The sequence below is a fragment of the Nocardia asteroides genome, from assembly GCA_019930625.1.
GTDB classification, from domain to species: domain Bacteria; phylum Actinomycetota; class Actinomycetes; order Mycobacteriales; family Mycobacteriaceae; genus Nocardia; species Nocardia sputi.
On sequence record CP082844.1, the window covers coordinates 1,883,271 to 1,899,517 of the forward strand.

General features: G+C 64.8%; 16 protein-coding genes and 1 tRNA gene. 8 read left to right on the forward strand and 9 right to left on the reverse strand.

All coding sequences use genetic code 11. The features are described from left to right. Positions 1 to 84: 84 nt before the first annotated feature. Positions 85 to 2,598 (forward strand): DNA gyrase subunit A, encoded by a 2,514-nt coding sequence (gene gyrA, locus K8O92_08760; GenBank protein UAK33973.1) that lies wholly within the window; start codon positions 85 to 87, stop codon positions 2,596 to 2,598. Between the two features lie 108 nt (positions 2,599 to 2,706). On the opposite strand, the gene K8O92_08765 is transcribed toward gyrA, so the two are convergent. Continuing rightward, entirely contained in the window at positions 2,707 to 2,961 is a 255-nt protein-coding gene (locus K8O92_08765) for a hypothetical protein (GenBank protein UAK33974.1), read from the reverse strand. 21 nt (positions 2,962 to 2,982) lie between these two features. On the opposite strand from K8O92_08765, the gene K8O92_08770 reads away from it, so the two are divergent. Both K8O92_08770 and K8O92_08775 read left to right on the forward strand, forming a co-directional pair. After that, positions 2,983 to 3,891 carry a DUF3566 domain-containing protein gene (locus K8O92_08770; protein UAK33975.1) on the forward strand — a complete coding sequence of 303 codons (909 nt, stop codon included), beginning with the start codon at positions 2,983 to 2,985 and terminating at the stop codon, positions 3,889 to 3,891. A gap of 225 nt (positions 3,892 to 4,116) precedes the next feature. Next, positions 4,117 to 4,193, forward strand: a tRNA-Ile gene (locus tag K8O92_08775). A 314-nt stretch (positions 4,194 to 4,507) separates the two neighbouring features. Here the strand turns inward: K8O92_08775 and K8O92_08780 are convergent. Genes K8O92_08780 through K8O92_08800 form a run of 5 tightly spaced genes read right to left on the reverse strand, consistent with a single transcriptional unit; the run spans position 4,508 to position 7,245 of the window. After that, positions 4,508 to 4,942, reverse strand: coding sequence for a YbaB/EbfC family nucleoid-associated protein (locus K8O92_08780; protein UAK33976.1), 435 nt, complete (start codon positions 4,940 to 4,942; stop codon positions 4,508 to 4,510). Beyond that, entirely contained in the window at positions 4,939 to 5,223 is a 285-nt protein-coding gene (locus K8O92_08785) for a hypothetical protein (protein ID UAK33977.1), read from the reverse strand. Before K8O92_08785 ends, K8O92_08780 begins: the two co-directional genes overlap by 4 nt. Continuing rightward, positions 5,220 to 6,629 carry a hypothetical protein gene (locus K8O92_08790; protein ID UAK33978.1) on the reverse strand — a complete coding sequence of 470 codons (1,410 nt, stop codon included), beginning with the start codon at positions 6,627 to 6,629 and terminating at the stop codon, positions 5,220 to 5,222. Before K8O92_08790 ends, K8O92_08785 begins: the two co-directional genes overlap by 4 nt. Beyond that, on the reverse strand, positions 6,629 to 6,928 hold the full coding sequence (locus K8O92_08795; protein ID UAK33979.1) for a WXG100 family type VII secretion target: 300 nt from the start codon (positions 6,926 to 6,928) through the stop codon (positions 6,629 to 6,631). Before K8O92_08795 ends, K8O92_08790 begins: the two co-directional genes overlap by 1 nt. Positions 6,929 to 6,930: 2 nt before the next feature. Beyond that, positions 6,931 to 7,245 carry a WXG100 family type VII secretion target gene (locus K8O92_08800; protein ID UAK33980.1) on the reverse strand — a complete coding sequence of 105 codons (315 nt, stop codon included), beginning with the start codon at positions 7,243 to 7,245 and terminating at the stop codon, positions 6,931 to 6,933. A 661-nt stretch (positions 7,246 to 7,906) separates the two neighbouring features. On the opposite strand from K8O92_08800, the gene K8O92_08805 reads away from it, so the two are divergent. From K8O92_08805 to K8O92_08815, 3 genes are all read left to right on the forward strand, one after another. Beyond that, positions 7,907 to 8,113 carry a hypothetical protein gene (locus K8O92_08805; protein UAK33981.1) on the forward strand — a complete coding sequence of 69 codons (207 nt, stop codon included), beginning with the start codon at positions 7,907 to 7,909 and terminating at the stop codon, positions 8,111 to 8,113. Next, a complete protein-coding gene (locus K8O92_08810) occupies positions 8,110 to 10,416 on the forward strand; it encodes an N-6 DNA methylase (protein UAK33982.1) in 2,307 nt (768 codons plus the stop codon). The genes K8O92_08805 and K8O92_08810 overlap by 4 nt, the downstream gene beginning before the upstream one ends. 381 nt (positions 10,417 to 10,797) lie before the next feature. Beyond that, complete coding sequence (locus tag K8O92_08815; GenBank protein ID UAK33983.1) at positions 10,798 to 12,003, forward strand: tyrosine-type recombinase/integrase; 1,206 nt, start codon at positions 10,798 to 10,800, stop codon at positions 12,001 to 12,003. 670 nt (positions 12,004 to 12,673) lie between these two features. On the opposite strand, the gene K8O92_08820 is transcribed toward K8O92_08815, so the two are convergent. Continuing rightward, on the reverse strand, positions 12,674 to 13,366 hold the full coding sequence (locus K8O92_08820; GenBank protein UAK33984.1) for a helix-turn-helix domain-containing protein: 693 nt from the start codon (positions 13,364 to 13,366) through the stop codon (positions 12,674 to 12,676). Positions 13,367 to 13,664: 298 nt separating this feature from the next. On the opposite strand from K8O92_08820, the gene K8O92_08825 reads away from it, so the two are divergent. Both K8O92_08825 and folE read left to right on the forward strand, forming a co-directional pair. After that, positions 13,665 to 14,081, forward strand: coding sequence for a hypothetical protein (locus tag K8O92_08825; protein UAK33985.1), 417 nt, complete (start codon positions 13,665 to 13,667; stop codon positions 14,079 to 14,081). A gap of 54 nt (positions 14,082 to 14,135) precedes the next feature. After that, positions 14,136 to 14,681, forward strand: coding sequence for a GTP cyclohydrolase I FolE (gene folE / locus K8O92_08830; GenBank protein ID UAK35548.1), 546 nt, complete (start codon positions 14,136 to 14,138; stop codon positions 14,679 to 14,681). Positions 14,682 to 14,754: 73 nt separating this feature from the next. On the opposite strand, the gene K8O92_08835 is transcribed toward folE, so the two are convergent. Beyond that, complete coding sequence (locus tag K8O92_08835) at positions 14,755 to 15,558, reverse strand: MerR family transcriptional regulator (GenBank protein ID UAK33986.1); 804 nt, start codon at positions 15,556 to 15,558, stop codon at positions 14,755 to 14,757. After that, the gene (locus K8O92_08840) at positions 15,551 to 16,087 is read right to left on the reverse strand and encodes a VOC family protein (GenBank protein UAK33987.1); all 537 of its coding nucleotides are present in this window, start codon (positions 16,085 to 16,087) and stop codon (positions 15,551 to 15,553) included. Before K8O92_08840 ends, K8O92_08835 begins: the two co-directional genes overlap by 8 nt. Positions 16,088 to 16,247 lie beyond the last annotated feature (160 nt).

Below are 16,247 nucleotides of genomic sequence, written 5' to 3' on the forward strand. Positions count from 1 at the left end.
AACCCACGATCCCGCACTACACCATCTTGCGGCGCTCATGACGCCCGGCGGACGCCCGAGCAGCCGCAAGACACAGGAGACCTCATGACCGACACCACCCTGCCCCCGACCGGCGGCGAGCGCATCGAGCCGGTCGATATCCAGCAGGAGATGCAGAACAGCTACATCGATTACGCGATGAGCGTGATCGTCGGCCGCGCGCTGCCCGATGTGCGCGACGGCCTGAAGCCGGTGCACCGGCGCATCCTCTACGCGATGCACGACAACGGGTACCGGCCCGACCGCGGTTACGTGAAGTCCGCGCGCCCGGTGGCCGAGACCATGGGTAACTACCACCCGCACGGCGACGTACCGATCTACGACACCCTGGTGCGCATGGCGCAGCCGTGGTCGCTGCGTTACCCGCTGGTGGATCCGCAGGGAAACTTCGGTTCTCGTGGCAACGACGGCCCGGCGGCCATGCGGTACACCGAGTGCAGGCTCACGCCCATCGCGATGGAGATGTTGCGCGAGATCGACCACGAGACGGTCGATTTCGTGCCGAACTACGACGGCCGCTCGCAGGAACCGGTGGTTCTGCCGTCCCGGGTGCCCAACCTCCTGATCAACGGCTCGGGCGGTATCGCGGTCGGCATGGCGACCAACATTCCGCCGCACAACCTCAGGGAAGTCGCCGAGGCGATCTACTGGGCGCTGGAGCATTACGACGCCGACGAGGAAGCCACGCTGGCCGCGTGTATGGAGCGGGTCAAGGGCCCCGACTTCCCGACCGACGGCTTGATCGTGGGCAGCCAGGGCATCCACGACGCCTACTCCACCGGCCGCGGCTCGATCCGCATGCGCGGCGTGGTCGAGATCGAGGAGGACAACAAGGGCCGCACCACGATCGTGATCACCGAGCTGCCCTACCAGGTCAACCCGGACAACCTCATCTCCTCGATCGCCGAGCAGGTGCGCGACGGCAAGATCGCGGGCATCTCCGACATCCACGACGAGTCCTCCGACCGCGCCGGTCTGCGCATCGTGGTCACCGTCAAGCGCGATGCCGTGGCCAAGGTGGTGCTGAACAACCTCTACAAGCACACCCAGCTGCAGACCAGCTTCGGTGCGAACATGCTGTCCATCGTCGACGGGGTGCCGCGCACCCTGCGGCTGGACCAGATGATCCGGCACTACGTCAACCACCAGCTCGACGTGATCGTGCGGCGCACCCGCTACTTGCTGCGCAAGGCCGAGGAACGGGCCCACATCCTGCGCGGCCTGGTCAAGGCGCTGGACGCGTTGGACGAGGTCATCGCGCTGATCCGCCGTTCGGCCGACACCGAGACCGCGCGCACCGGCCTCATGCGGTTGCTGGACATCGACGAGATCCAGGCGACCGCGATCCTCGACATGCAGCTGCGGCGCCTTTCGGCGTTGGAGCGGCAGAAGATCGTCGACGAGCTCGCCAAGATCGAGCTCGAGATCGCCGACCTCAAGGACATTCTGGACAAGCCGGAGCGCCAGCGCGCGATCGTCCGCGACGAGCTGCGGGAGATCGTCGACAAGTACGGCGACGATCGGCGCACGAAGATCATCGCGGCGGACGGCGACGTGGCCGACGAGGATCTGATCGCGCGCGAGGACGTGGTCGTCACGATCACCGAGACCGGCTACGCCAAGCGCACCAAGACCGATCTCTACCGCAGCCAGAAGCGCGGCGGCAAGGGCGTACAGGGCGCCGGCCTCAAGCAGGACGACATCGTCAAGCACTTCTTCGTCTCCTCGACGCACGACTGGCTGCTGTTCTTCACGAACAAGGGACGGGTCTACCGTGCCAAGGCCTACGAGCTGCCCGAGGCCAACCGCACCGCCCGCGGCCAGCACGTGGCGAACCTGCTGGCCTTCCAGCCGGACGAGAAGATCGCCCAGATCATCCAGATCAAGTCCTACAACGACGCGCCGTATCTGGTGCTCGCCACCAAGAATGGCCTGGTGAAGAAGTCGAAGCTGACCGATTTCGACTCCAACCGCAGCGGCGGCATCGTCGCGGTGAACCTGCGCGACGAGGACGAATTGGTCGGCGCCGTGCTCTGCTCGGCCGAAGAGGACCTGCTCCTGGTTTCCGCGCTGGGCCAGTCGATCCGCTTCTCGGCCACCGACGAAGCGCTGCGTCCGATGGGGCGCGCCACCTCCGGCGTGCAGGGCATGCGGTTCAACGACAGCGATGAACTGTTGTCGCTCAATGTGGTTCGAGACGGCACATATCTGCTGGTCGCCACGTCCGGCGGTTACGCCAAGCGGACCGCCATCGAGGAATACACTCCGCAGGGCCGCGGTGGTAAAGGCGTATTGACCATCCAGTTCGACGCGAAACGTGGCACCCTGGTCGGGGCGCTCATCGTCGACGACGAAGATGAGTTGTACGCGATCACCTCCGGTGGCGGCGTCATCCGGACGGCGGCCAAGCAGGTTCGTAAGGCTGGACGACAGACCAAGGGCGTGCGATTGATGAACCTCGCGGAGGGCGATACCTTGCTTGCGATCGCGCGCAATGCCGATGAGCCCGATCCCGATCAAATCGTCGGCGGCGGCGACACCGGCTCCTCCGAGAAGTAACCCAACAGCGGCGGCAACGAACGGATCTAAGGATTCCCATTGACCACTCCGAATCAGCCGAATGACGAGCGGCACCAGACGAACGGTGTGACCGAGCGGATCGCACCGTCACCGATCCCGCCGCGGCCGATCCCACGGCCGGTCGCCTCGGCCGAGAACGGTCAGCCCGGCGGCGGCCCGCAAAGCGGCGGTCAGCCTGGCGGGCACCCTGGCGCCGGGCAGCCCGGCGGCCATCCGGGCGGCCCGCAGCCGGGTGGGCTCCAGGGCCAGCCGAATGGGCCGCAGTCCGGCGGGCACCCGAACGGGCCGCAGCCCGGCGGGCACCCGGGTGGGCAGCCGGCCAACCAGGCCGGTGGCAACCAACCGAACACCCAGCCGCCCGAGATGCGTGATCAGCAGGGCGATTTCGCGCCGCAGCAAGGTGCGCCGGACCAGGGGCCCGGTGGTGACGGCCAGGACCGTTTCGACCAGAAGACGGCGCGGATCAACAATCAAGCCCCGCAGTCCGCGCCCGAGAGCGAGGACAAGCAACCGGTCGGTGCCGCGAACGGCGGGCAGCAGTCGCCGTACCAGGACGGGTGGTCGCAGCTGCCGCAGCGGGAGCCGCAGTCCAACCTGTACCGCCCTGGTCAGGCGCCGGTAACCGGACGCCCGAACTCGGCGGGCGGCGGATCGGTCGGTCTCGGTGGCGGGGCGTCCAACGCCCGCACCACCGCCGACCTGGCGGCCAAGGCGGCACGCAAGGAAGCGGCGATGGTGAAGTCCGTCGGCATCGACGGGCCCACCCGCAGCATCGCGCGGCCGGAGCTGATCAAGGACATGCCCGACCTGTCCGAGATCCGGCATCCGCTGCCGCCGAGCGAAGCCCCCGGTCCGCAGTCCGGGCCGGTTTCGCCCGCGGTTCCGGTCGCGGTCGCCGCCGTCGCCTCCGGCGAGCCCCTGCGGGCCACGGTGCAGATCCGCCGCATCGATCCCTGGTCGACACTGAAGATCTCGCTGGTCATCAGCGTGGCGATGTTCTTCGTATGGATGCTGGCGGTCGGCCTGCTGTACATCGTGCTCGAGGGCATGGGCGTATGGGAGCGCCTGAACAACACCTTCACCGACATGGTGTCCCAGGACAGCGGCTCGGTGGGGCTGATCGACGCGGGCACGGTCTTCGGCTACGCGGGCGTGATCGGCCTGATCAACGTTGTGCTGTTCACCGCGCTCGGCACTGTCGGCACCTTCATCTACAACCAGTGCTGCGATCTCGTCGGCGGCATCCAGGTCACCTTGGCCGACCCCGACTGATCACAGATCGTTCCGGACGGCCGGTACCCGCTCTCACGGCGCGGGTACCGGCCGTTTCCGTTGGTGCTGTCCAGTGCGGCCGACGCTGCCGCCGGGCGCGCCTCGACCGACGCTGCCCCCACTGCCGCGAGCGACGGGCAGTAGGGCCTCTACCAGCCGTTTTGGTTGAGTGAAGAGGTGTTGTGTAGTCTCTACACGTTGTTGTTCACGCGACGACATCGGTACGGGCCTATAGCTCAGGCGGTTAGAGCGCTTCGCTGATAACGAAGAGGTCGGAGGTTCAAGTCCTCCTAGGCCCACCATGTGATTTGGCTATAACACCAGCTGGAATGCTGTTTCTTGTCGGTTCGCTGTCTTTTTTGTCCTGATTTTCTGGTGACATTGTCACCAAACAACCGGTGACGGTCGGCCGAGTGAGCCTTTCCACCTGCTCTTTCACCACGATGGGGTCGGAGGGGCGGGTTCTCCGACCCCCCTGTTCATGGCCGAGGAGTATTCCCCAAGTCCTTGTTTCGTGCGCGAGTATTGGCGCTCAAGAGGGGCTTCGGAACTGCGCGCGAGGGAGTCTGAAAGCCTCATTCGAGGCTGCCGCAGCCTTGGCGACGGTTCAATACCATCACGTGCTCCAGCCGTGTCGGTTCATGCGTTCGAAGTACGCGTCGTCGGCGGCTTGGATCTCCTTTTCAGTCAGAGGAGGTCGGTGTGGCTTTGTCGGTTCGGGCGCGGCCATGTTCCGCAGTTGCTGTAGCTCGGCAGTGATCCGCGGATCGACTGTGCGGGCGGCTTTGCTTGCTCTGGACGCTGCGTCCGCCTGTGCCTGGCGGTGGCATTCCAGGAGTGCATTGGTCAGCTGTGTGCTGGACCATTTCATGGCGCCTGGGGCGATGTGCAGGGTGGTGATGTCGCCGTTGGCGTTGACTTCTATGGTGATGCCGCGGGTTTCGCTGCGGCCGCGCACGGCTTGGATGGCTTTGGCTGCTCGTTGGCTGTTGCGGCGGATTTCGGCGAGTTCGTGCTGGAGGTGCTGTTCCCACTGCGGCAGGTCGGTCATCGGTTCTCCGTGCCGGGTGCGGTCGGGGTGGTTGGGTTGATGAGGCGTTGGCCGATTCGCACGTGGTCGGTGTCGCGGCGGTCGATGACGAGGGTGAATTCTTCGGGTTCACGGCTGCCGTGTAGCTCGAGGCCGAGTATCCGCACTGTTTCGCCGCTGGCTGAGTCTTGGAGGATGTCTCCGGGTCCGATGGTGCCGGAGGTGAGGCGGCCGGTGACCAGCAGGCCGCCGCGGTGGGGGAGGTCCCAGAGGTGGGTGACTGTGAAGTCGACTGGAGTCATCGTTGTGCTCCTCTGAATCGGGCGAGGGGGCCGGCTTCGCTTGCGTAGGCTTCGGCTTCGACGTCGCGGAGTGTCTGGGAGTTGATGGTCAGTCCTTCGCGGATTTGTCGGGTGTGGGTGACTTCGTGGGCGATGGTGGCGACCATGGTTTCCTCGTCCATGAATGAAGCTGGGCCGAAGATGATTTGGCGGCCGCCGAGTTCGTGCGGGGTTTGGGCGCATGCGTCCCAGTAGTCGAAGTAGCGGGCGGTTTCGGCGTCCCTGGCGACGACGATCTCTACTCCGGTCAGGTCGATCCCTGCCCGTTCGGCGAGGGATCTGATGGCGTCCTCGGTCATCGGGACGAGGTTGTCGCCCTTTTCCAGGACTTCGATGTTGTTGCGTGCGGCTCGGCGGGAGAAGAGTTGGGGTGCGGCGTCACCGCTTCGCCAGATCTTGGCCACGGCTTGGTCGAGCCAGCGCCCGAGTCGGGAGAATATAGCTTTGAGCGTGGTGCCGATGACACCGGTCACGCGGCGAGCGATGGCGGTGGTTTTGGTGACCAGTTCGGTGATGATTCTGCCGATCCGCGCGGTGTACATGCTGATGCGTGCGACGACACCGACGTTGCCCAGCTCGGACAGTCCGGCGGTGAAGAACGCGCCGACCTGGATGGCCGCTTCGACCGCCGCGGTTTCGATGAGCATCTTGCGGAGCTCGTCGAGGATCTGATGGTGGGCGTCATCGAGGTGTTGGGCGTACTCGCCGCAGGCATCGCCGATCGACCGGAAGGAGGCTGCCAGCTGGCCGAGGTCGATACCCATCTCGTTGCAGGTTCGGACAGCGTTGGGGATTTCCGGTGATTGCTGGTTCTCCAGCATGTCCACTGCGCCGGGGATCGCAGCGGAGGAGTCGCCGAGCGCGGCGGCAGCGTCGTACCACACTGTTTTGGCGGCTCTGAGCTGGTCTTGGTGACCGTCGGGCCACACCAGCCCGGACACCGCATTGACCAGCGACCACCCGAAAGGCTCGGGCCCGGCCGCGCCGGAGGCGGATGGGACGAACAGCGCCAGACACGGCTCAAAACCCAAGGTCGGTGTCGGGGGCGCAGCGACGGAGGAAGGGTTGGCCGCAGCCTCGCCGGAAGCGTGGTTGTAGGCGCCCGCGGTGAGAAGATCACCGGTGCGTCCACACGCCGAGACCAGTTTGGCCGAGGTTTGCAACGCCAGTCCCGCGGCCTCGTCATAGGCTTTGGCCCATTCGCGGCCCGCGTTGTCGGTGCCGGCCATCCCGCCGTAGCCGGTGAGTGTGCGAACCAGCGCGGCGTGGACCTCGGTGCCGCCGTCTCGGACCGACGCGAAAGCCTCTCCGGCCGAGTGATATTCCCGGTGACGGCAAACGATGATCGGGAATGTGGTAGGGGCCATCAGGGCCACATCCCGAGGTTCGTTTCAGCGACTCCGGTGTAGCTGGTGTGGGCGCGGCGCGCTACCTCACGTAGTTCATCGAGGTTTTCGCGCATCTCCGCCGCGCCGGCCATCCAGCGGTCGTGGGCGGTTCTCTGAGCTTGCGCTGCCGGGCTCGACCAGGACAGCTGTAGATCGGCGATGTGCTGGTCGACCTCTTGCAGCCAGCCCTCGACGTCTTTTCCGAACTTTTCCATCGTCGTGATCGCGTCATCGAGCTGCTGTAGGTCGACTCGGTAGCTGTAGTCGTCGTCAGCCATGGTTACAGCTGGTTTCCCAGTTGGGTGATCGCGTCGCGGTTGGTGGTATCGCGTAGTTCGTACCGGTTGGCGGCATCAGCGAGATTCGCGGCCGAGGTTTCGAGCGCGGCGACGATATCGTCGGCGCCTTGCTTCCATTCGATCCATGACTCGTCGTAGGCCGATGCCGCGCTACCACGCCAGCCGTCGGCGAGGAGTTCTTTGCCTATCGTGTTGTCCAGCTGGGCAACACGATCACAGACGAGCTGGGCTTTATCGGCGATGAACCGCGAGGCATCGCGCAGCCGCTCGACTTCGACCTGGAGTTCATCGGACATGCCGTCTCCCCTCGTAGCGCACTCCACAGATCGCCTACGAACTATAGGACGCATCAGGCGCGCAACAGGTTCCGTTGCCGCCCATCCGTCGTACGGCGGACCGCAGTGATGTAGTCGGCAGACGCGCCTCACGCGATCGGCGGTTGGTGGGAGGACAACCAAGCCAGAATGGATCGGCCGGTCGTATGACCACAGCCCTCGCTGGGGTTCCGTTTTTTCTTGGTGCGCGGACGACGTCCTCAGCGATCGCGCCCGCCGCCGGAGGTTGCGCAGCGGTCACCCTCGTAGGGCTGGAAGACGAGCACACCGGATGCTTTGTGCAGCGGCTCCAGAGCACATCTCAGCGCAGCTTCCTGGGGCTGGCCGATACGTCGAGGCCCGCCTCCGCTCTGCGAGGTCCAGCACTACTCGCGAAGCAAAATGGCATGGAATAGTTCCGCGCACTGTCGGTGCGCAGCTATGCGGTGCAGCGGCAGAGCGGTGTGGAGGTTCAGCTCAAGTGCCAGGAAATGCGAGTTTACCTCGGGTTTTTCGCCTTGAGAGCATCGCGGATTCAGCTGTAACGGTCATCGCGGTTTGAACGGTCTGTCAAGCGTCGTGTCGACTAGTGAGGTTGAAGGCTCTAGTTTGGACGTCGATCCGAACCGAGAGGATAACGACGATGTTCGACATGCTGGCCGGCGGCAAGGCGGCGGTAACTTGTGTACTCGTGTGGTGGGCGTTGGTCACCAGTGTGGTGTTCCTGTTGGCGATTGGCGTCAACTTGTTCCATCCCGATCCGAAACGAAGGCGGGACGCTCACGGCCTTCTGGTATTCCTTCGAGACAGTGTTCGCAGCATGTTCCGTCGAGAGCGCGGCGAGCAGTGAACGATCCCATGTTCACTACGTCGCTGATCAGCCGATCAGAACTCGCTGAACTCGCGGGAGTCAACAGCGCGACATTCAAAATCTGGGAGAACCGCCACCCCGACTTTCCCGGCCCCGTAGCCACCGATGACCGAGGGCGTCAGTACTACGATCTCGCCCGCACGCTCGAGTGGTTGGGCCGACGTCCCATCCCGAGCGGCTTGCGTGACGGCGAGCATGAGGGTTTCACCTACGGGATGCGCGTGCGGCGGGAGCTGGCGGCACAGCAACGCCGTCGTCTGGCCGAGATCGAAGAGCCAGACGATTCCCAAAAGCTTTCCACCGTGGTGCGCGACCTCCTGGAGCTGCTGCGCAAATGGGGTCGGGGCAGCTCCTCATCGAACACCGATCGCATCACTGCGGCGATGTGCATGATCTTCCTGCGCGTCTGCGATCCGGAATCGTGGGAAGAACTCAAGAGACTGGCTCAGACGCCTTCAACTCAACCCCAAGTGCTCACTCGACTCGGGCGGCATCTCGATGCCGCTGTCCGGCGATACGGGATCGCGGTGAACATGTCACCCATCCTCGGCTCCCTACGTCCGCAGCCGTCTGCCGAGGTGAAGCGGTTGTTCGAGATAATTCAGGTGCTCGGACCGCGGGCTGTCGCCTACCTGGTTCAGCGATACGACGCGGAGGCGGAGCTCGGTAGCACGGAGTACTTCACGCCACCCGCCGTGGTCGACCTGATGGTCGGTGCTGTCGTTGACCCGACCGCCGACAGCGCCGTTTTGTACGATCCCCATATCCGCGGTGGGGAACTGCTGCGATCCGCAGCGGGCAGATACCAGCCTGGATGCCTCATTACTGCCCATGGAAGCAGCCCGAATTCCGATTTGCTGCGCCTCGCCGGATTAAGCCTTGCAACTGTCGGCACTGCCGCGACCCTGCGACCCGGCACCTCGGCACCATGGATCACCGATGACAGCGCAGTACACCTCGCCGACGTGGTCATCACCAATCCACCGTTCAACCTCAAGTCCGAGTACCGCGACGACAACACCTCCGTCGCATGGCCTTTCGGCGATCCACCACCGCACAACGACAACTACGCCTGGCTACAGCACGCCATTTCCAAACTGCGGCCGACAGGTCGAGCGGCAGTGCTCATGCCCGCTAGAGCGGGTCTGTCGAGCAATCGCAGCGAGCGCGAGATCCGTCAGCGAATGGTGGAAGCCGGCGCTGTGCAAGCGATCATCGCGCTGCCGGACAGGCTGTTTCGCGGAACCGACCTCGCCGGGACGATCTGGGTGCTGCAACATCCGAAGGGCTCAGCGACGGCAGTAACGTTCATCGACGCTCGGTTGGCGGGAGTCGCGGCCAGTGGAGGCCGCAACCGACTGCCACAGGACGTGGTCGCCGCCGTCATCGAACAGCTCGACGCGGCAGATGCTCTGCCGCCGGGGCCGACTCGTATGTTAATTCCCAACTGCCATGCGATCGTGGTAACCCCCCGGGGGATTCGTGCCGCCGAGTATGCACTCGATCCATCCAGCTATCGTCAGTCGTCCGAGCGACGGCATCAAGGTGAACTGCTCCGGATGGCGAAGGAAGCGCGGACGGTAGCGCACACCTCGGCCGACGTTGTCGCGCGGGCCACAAAACGGATCGATCGAATTGAACTGCGACCGTGGCTGCCGTCGGAATGGCAGGTTCGTCGGTTGGAGGATGTGTGTGACATCCAGCCGGGCCCTTCACCAAGCCACGTTCGGAAGGAGCACCGCACAGCGGAGGGAATCCCGATCATCCTCAACAAGCACCTCCGGGACCGACGTATCGTGCTCGATGAATTCGACTGCCTAGGCCAAGACCAGATGCGTCAGATGGAGCAGTTCATCTTGCACGTTGGCGACATCGTCGTGGTTCGAACCGGTACGGTCGGCGACCCGGTCATCGTCACCCAAGAACACGCGGGCGCGCTACTCGGGCCGAACCTGATTCGGCTGAGAGTACGCGAACCAGATCTCGACCCGCACTACCTGTTGTCCTTCTTATCCCGCCCAGGAATCTTGCGATGGATGCAAGGGCGATCCAGCGGCAGCGTGGTCTACTCGATCACCGCTAAGGCGCTGGGAAAGTTGGAAATGACGATCCCACCGATCGCCGAGCAACAAGCCACCGGGTCAGCGCTCAGCGCCTACGACGAGCAGATCGCGGCGTATCACGATGCGCTCGAGGCGGCCAAGAAGGCCCGCGCTGCGGTAGCCGAAGGCCTCATCGCCGGCGAAATCGGGGTAAGGGAACAGCCCCGAGGCTCCGAATAACCTCCGTGAAAGGTGGACGCTCGAGGAGTTCTCCCGAGCCGAACGGCCGTGAGTGGATGTAGCACGAGGGCCAGGACGCCGACGGCGCGTTGCCGTGGCAGGCCGAAGCCCGATCCACTCGACACCGATCTACCCCGCCCGCAACCGACCTCGAACGGGGGGATCTATGCTGTCGCGGAATCACCACGACTCCCATGGACTACTGCTGCACCCTGGGAGATTCCCCCACTCGCACGCCGAACATGACCGCAACAAGCACGTTGTGGCTGCCGTGATCGTTGCGGTGGGTGACAGCCTGTATCCGACAGTGATGCCTTTCGATCGGACCGGAGGTAACGGATAGTGCGTACTGCTCGTCCTCGTCCGCGCAAGGACGGGACCGTGGCTTGGCAAGTGCCGTTCAGCGTCGATGTCGGCGGTCGTCGGCGCCAGTCGGCTGAGACGTTCGACGACTACGAGGAAGCATCGCGGTGGGCGGCGCTGCTCGCCCGGGTCGGCGTCGAAGTGGCACGGAAGGTACTCGAAGCCCAGCGCGGTAGCCGTCCTGAACACATCACCTTGTCCCAATGGCTGCGTCACTACACCGACCGGCTCACCGGGATCCAGGAAGATGTTCGCCGCAAGTACCACGGCTACATCCGCAACGACATCGACGAGTTCATGGGGCATCTGCCGATCGCGGCAATCACGCAGGACACTGATGCGGCGTGGGTGGTGTATCTGGAGCAGGACAAGGGCAACGCGCCGAAGACAATCCAGAACAAGCACGGATTCCTGTGTGCGGGGATGCGGGCGGCCGCGGAGCAGCGCCCGCAACCGCTGATCCCGTTCAACCCGTGTACGGGCACTCGCCTGCCGCGTCATGATACGCCGGAGATCGACATCTTCGACAACGATGAGTGGGAGTTGTTCGAGCAGTTGATGGCGCCGCGGTGGCGTCCGCAGGCAGAGTTCGGGTTGGTGTCGATGGCGCGACCGAGTGAAGTCGGGGCGTTGCTGGTGCGGGATATCAATCGCAGGACCGGCGCGGTGCGGATCAACAAGGCGTGGAAAGACGCAGGCAGCAAGCTGAAGCTGGGCAGACCGAAGAGCAAGCGGGGTGTGCGGACGGTGAACGTGCCGTTGGAGACCCTCGACCGGCTGAACCTCACGCGTCGTGGCGAGGAGTTGCTGTTCCACACGGTGATCGGCACGCCCATCACCGCGGCCGTCTTCTACAAGGACGCATGGCAACCAGCCCTGCGGCGCCTGGACGCACTCGCGTGCGGCGACTTCTCCCTGTTCACACGCAAGTCGCGCTGGCAGGGCGGCGACCCAGAAGAGTTGCTGGAGCGGTTCGCGTCCACCATCGACAGTCTGCGCGTGAAGCGGTTGACGCCCTACACACTGCGGCACACCGGCATATCGTGGAAGCTGCAGGACGGGGTGCCGCTCTTCGTCGTGTCCCGCGACGCCGGACACGAATCGGTGACTACAACCGATCGCCGATACGGTCACAACGACCGCGCCGCAAGTGAGTCCGCAGCACAGGTAATCGCCAGCAGACTACCGCGAGTGCGATCAGAGATGCTCACGCTGACGGCGTGATTTGCAGCCCCGCTGGTCTGGTTCAGGCTGGTGACGCCGTCACCAACCCTCGCTCCCCACTCGGCGAAATCCCTGGTGACGCTGTCACCACAAATGTGTAAGGTCGGGTACCGAAACGTAACCAAACGTCCTGAGATGTACGTCAGAACCACTGGTGAGCTTGCGAATCAGGGTCTTGACCAGCAGTTTTTACGGGCATGAGGCCTAGGGTTCAAGTCCTCCTAGGCCCACCCATAGAACGCCAAGTCAAGAGCGCGTTCGCCGCAGTAGGCATCGATTTCATGTCACCCTGTTGCCGATAGACGGTTCTCGATCCGCATTCCGAAGTGTTTCCGACGGAGGGAACACCTTCACATGCTCGCCCCACGCCCCCAGGCACCGCACCGACGGCTCCATCGCCTGGCAGGTTCAGTTCCAGTCATACGACAGCGACCGCGTCCGTCACCGCGCCGTGGCGCCGGAGGCTTCCGCCTGACCGACCGGCTGACCCGCCCCACCGGACAGCTGTGGGGCGGCTTCGATCCCGTTCGACGCAAGTAGTACGCCCACATCGGCAACGACATCGAGCCGTTCTTCGGCGACATACCGGCAACGCCGCCACGCTCCGATGTGCCCCCGCGGTCGGCGGAAAGCGGCGCGGCATCCGGTCGAACTGCGGATCGGCGGTGGTTCAGGTTGTCGCGCGCACTTCGACACAGCATTCGCCCTCCCGTGGTGCGAGTACCGCGTGCACGCTGTCGGTGCCGAGACCGGTCAGTATGCCGGAGCAGAAGGCATGGTTCAGACTGCACACCAACTCGGGGGCGGTCGTCGCCAGCGGGTGAAAAGGGCAGTTGCGCAGTCGCACGCAGGTCGGCGCTTCGCGGCTGGGTTCGAAGCCGTGTTCGGCGAGCATGCCCTGCATCAGGGTCAGAGCGCGCTCGACCCCCAGTCGGCCGGGCCTGGTTCGTTCCCGTTCGGCGCCGCCGAGTTCCTCGCCGCGTCGCTGCGCTACCCGCATCGCCGCCTCGCGCGCTGTTTCCTCGTCGCGCTCGCTCAGCACGGCACCCATCAGGATTTCGGCAAGCACCTCGTAGCGGCGATCGGGAATGCTCACCCGGACATCGGCGTCGGTGGGCTCGTAGACCTTCGGGGTTCGCCCGACGCGGCGAACGCCCCCAGGTGCCTCGTACCGAGCGCGCAGCAGTCCGGCGTCGACCAGCTTGTCCAGATGGAACGCGGCCAGTTTGCGGGAGATCCCGACCTCGGCCGCGGCTTCGTCCCGGGTGACGGGCCGACGGGCTCGCCGGATGAACCAGTACATCCCGCGCCGCGAGTCGTCATCGAGAACCGCGACGGCGCCGATCGCCGCTTCGTTGGTCACTAGACCATGATAACGGATATCAGAGTAGGCGAAAATGCCAGTTCCTGCCCAGAATGAGTGATGGGTTGACTGACGTAGTAATTTCGCCAATAATTTTTGGTATTAATGGACCGATGCGGAGGTGCGATGAGCGGCGAACCGCAACAGGGCAAGCAGCCGGTGAGCCCGGCGCTGGCAGTCTGCGGCTATCTCGGCGGAAACTCGCCTACCGCTACGGCGTCCGCGTGGCCGACGAAACCACCCGGGCCGCCGGATTTCGGCACTGCACCATTCGATCCGAACTTCCGAGGAGCAGATCATGGGCATCGCGGCATTGATCACCTGGTTGTCGACAGCCGCCGGTGGGTTCGTCCTGCTGGGCACGTGGATCACCAAGGGCGGAACACGGCAATCGGCTACCACCCATTTGCCACCGCCAGTGGTGTTCGGTCATTTCCTGCTCGCCGTCGCCGGGCTCGTCGTCTGGATCGCGTATCTGGTCGCCGACACCGACGCGCTGGCCTGGACCGCGTTCGCACTGCTGGTGCCGGTCGCCTTGCTCGGTTTCACCATGCTGGCACGGTGGCTTCCGGTCTACCGCGACCGTGCCACCCCAGCGCAGGATTCTCCGGCCGAACGGCATTTCCCCGTCGCGATCGTCGGTGGGCACGGTGTGTTCGCTGTCGCCACCGTCGTGCTGGTGCTGTTGACCGCTCTCGGCGTCGGTGGGAGCTAGCCCGTGTCACGCCCCGCGCTACGCGTTGTCCATGAACCGGTCCACACCATCGACATGCCTGCCGCCGAACGTGCTGCCGGTGAGTTCCTCACCGCGCTCGGTATCGGACTCGACGACGAACATCTGCGTGCCACTCCCGGGCGGATGGCCCGCGCCTACGCCGAACTGTTCACCCCACGGCCGTTCGACCTGACAACCTTTCCCAACGAAGAGGGCTATGACGAACTCGTCCTCGCCCGCCGCATCCCGTTGCGCTCGGTATGTGAACACCACCTGCTGCCGTTCGTCGGGGTCGCCCACGTCGGTTATCTGCCCGGCGACCGCATCCTCGGACTATCCAAACTCGCCCGCATCGTCGAGCACTTCTCCCACCGCCCCCAAGTCCAGGAACGACTCACCAAACAGATCGCAGACTGGCTCGCCGAACACCTGCAACCACAAGGCGTCGGCGTCGTCATCGAAGCCGAACACACATGCATGACCCTGCGCGGCGTCCAAGCCACCGGCGCCACCACCGTTACCTCGACCTTGCTGGGCACCCTGCGGGAAGACGCCCGCTCCCGCCAAGAATTCCTCTCCCTCACCGGAATCACACCCTGATGCCCACCCCCCCCACATGGCCGCGAGCACAAGATCACGGGCATGCCGGGGTGCGGGCTTCCGGACCCGCGCTCTACTGCCAGCTCGCGGTGTCGGGGTCGATGCCGTGGGCGCGGGCGCTGGCGTCGATGATTCGACGCAACCACGTGCCAAGGCCGGCGCGGATGCCGTCGTAATGGGCAGCGAACCCCGGATCGGCTTCGAACATGCGGCCGAGACAGACCTGCATCTGCCTGGTGAGGGGAAAGTACGAAGCGAAAACTTCGCGGTGCCACTCGACGAGTCGATTCGCTTCTGGGCTACCAGGTGTGACGCCGGCGTCCATCGCATCCCCGAGTGCGCGTTCGAGGCCGGCGACGGCGTCGGCGATGGCCTGCCATTCCTCCGGACCGCGAGAGGCTGAGCGTTCGGCGTACTGCTGCCATTGCGTCGTGTCTCCGTAGCGCTGACGGGCTTGGGCGGGCCAGTCCGGGTTCCACTGGGGGCCGAAGATCGCGGCCTGCTGCTCGACGGTGAGCAGCAGGCCGCGCTCGTGGGCATCGATCATCCGATCCAGCCCGGCGCTGAGCTGCTGGAGGCGGTCGATCCGTGCCGCGACCTGGGTGCGCTGCGCGCGCAATGCGCCGGGCACGTCTGCGGTCGAGTCGTCCAAGATGGCCTGAATCCTGTCCAGGCCGAGACCGATCTCGCGGTAGACGACGATGCGGTGTAGGCGTTCCAGATCACCAGCGGTGTAGAGCCGGTATCCGGCGGCCGTGCGCAGCGACGGTCGCGCCAGACCGATCTCATCCCAGTGGTGCAGCGCGCGGACTGTCACGCCCAGACGCGTCCAGACCTGACCGACGGTCAGGCCATCGGCGTCAATGGCATCAGGCATGCTCCGCATTGTCGCCGCGACCGACGCCCGGTGGGGTGATCCCGACGGCTTCAAGGTCGCGTGCCTCCTGACTTGCCGGATCGAAGGGCTTGGCCGCGGTGAGAACGATCCGTGCGTTCTCGGGGGTGATCACCGCCACATCGCGGGTGTTCCAGGAAGTATCCCGTGGGCCATCGACCGAGTTCGGGCGCAAGGCACGACAAGCCTCGACAAGGGAATCGACCTGGTCGAGCACGCACGCGAAACTGAAGCTGATCTCTGGTGTCTGCTCCGGAACGCTCGCCGCCGCGATGAGCAGTACGTCTTGAAACGCCCACCGGCGCAGGTGCACAACCTTGCCGGGAATGCTGAAAAGTTCGATGAACCCGAGCCCACGAATCCAGAAGTCCACCGACTCCGCCAAATCGCTCGTGGGGATCGTCACGAACGCGGGCATTCCATAGATGCCACGGAACGGCTCCGGCGCCACCGCATCCGGGCCGGGAGCGGGCACGGGACTCATCTCGAACGCGTTGTAGTAGTCACTCATGCACCCACCCTGGAGCCTCACGCAGCGTGAGGGTCAACCCCGATTTGTGAATCGCGCCCGACCTCAACGATGTGACCAACGCTGGACGGGTACACCTGGGCTCCGCCGCTCCTCGGAAGCCTTCGGTTTTCGCAGCCGCGGAATGCTGGGCCGAACTCGT

Coding starts and splice junctions, on each gene's coding strand:
- gyrA (UAK33973.1), top strand. CDS start 85: ATGACCGACACCACCCTGCCCCCGACCGGCGGCGAGCGCATCGAGCCG.
- K8O92_08825 (UAK33985.1), top strand. CDS start 13,665: ATGGGCATCGCGGCATTGATCACCTGGTTGTCGACAGCCGCCGGTGGG.
- K8O92_08785 (UAK33977.1), bottom strand. CDS start 5,223: ATGACTCCAGTCGACTTCACAGTCACCCACCTCTGGGACCTCCCCCAC.
- K8O92_08840 (UAK33987.1), bottom strand. CDS start 16,087: ATGAGTGACTACTACAACGCGTTCGAGATGAGTCCCGTGCCCGCTCCC.
- K8O92_08805 (UAK33981.1), top strand. CDS start 7,907: ATGTTCGACATGCTGGCCGGCGGCAAGGCGGCGGTAACTTGTGTACTC.
- K8O92_08800 (UAK33980.1), bottom strand. CDS start 7,245: ATGTCCGATGAACTCCAGGTCGAAGTCGAGCGGCTGCGCGATGCCTCG.
- K8O92_08780 (UAK33976.1), bottom strand. CDS start 4,942: ATGACCGACCTGCCGCAGTGGGAACAGCACCTCCAGCACGAACTCGCC.
- K8O92_08835 (UAK33986.1), bottom strand. CDS start 15,558: ATGCCTGATGCCATTGACGCCGATGGCCTGACCGTCGGTCAGGTCTGG.
- folE (UAK35548.1), top strand. CDS start 14,136: ATGCCTGCCGCCGAACGTGCTGCCGGTGAGTTCCTCACCGCGCTCGGT.
- K8O92_08790 (UAK33978.1), bottom strand. CDS start 6,629: ATGGCCCCTACCACATTCCCGATCATCGTTTGCCGTCACCGGGAATAT.
- K8O92_08795 (UAK33979.1), bottom strand. CDS start 6,928: ATGGCTGACGACGACTACAGCTACCGAGTCGACCTACAGCAGCTCGAT.
- K8O92_08770 (UAK33975.1), top strand. CDS start 2,983: ATGCGTGATCAGCAGGGCGATTTCGCGCCGCAGCAAGGTGCGCCGGAC.